We start from the raw sequence: 618 nt of genomic DNA, 5'->3' as shown, positions 1-618 counted from the left end.
GAGATAGTAATGGCGTGTTAGACACAGACCAACTGTCTGAGGCGGAACAAGCAATTGAAGCAGTGGAAGAAGCTAAGCAAGTTGCAGACGATAAGTTAGCGGAAATCACATCTGATGGATTAGTAAACCCAGAGGAGAAAGCTAAGTTAGAACAACTCATCGATGCATTAGAAACAGCTAAGGCAGATGCTTCGACGAAATTGAGCAGTGTACCAAACGGTACGACAGGCAAAGATACACTACAAAGTCGCTTAGAACAAATTGACTCAGTGACAGCACCAAAAGTAAATGATCGAGATAGTAATGGAGTTTTAGACACTGAACAATTATCAGAGGCAGAAGAAGCAATTGAAGCAGTGGAAGAAGCTAAGAAAGCAGCAGATAACAAGTTAACTGAAATCACATCGGATAGCTTAGTAAATCCAGAAGAAAAAGCCGAATTAGAACAACTCATCGAAGCATTAGAAACAGCTAAAGTAGAAGCTTCGACGAAATTAAACAATGTACCAAACGGTACAACAGGTAAAGATGGATTACAAACTCGTTTAGACCAAATTGGTTCAGTGACAACACCGGAAGTAAATGACCGAGATAGTAATGGGGTTAAAGATACAGACC

At 40.3% G+C, this 618-nt stretch carries 1 protein-coding gene; it reads left to right on the top strand.

Annotated features, from left to right (window positions below; genetic code table 11):
* A partial coding sequence (locus ACF91D_RS31350) for a GA-like domain-containing protein (protein WP_327621131.1) occupies positions 1 to 618 on the top strand: 618 nt, incomplete at both ends.

It is taken from the genome of Staphylococcus sp. 231237_7MaSpsaltlick (genome assembly GCF_043107035.1).
This window is presented reverse-complemented; position numbering and strand designations above follow the sequence as displayed.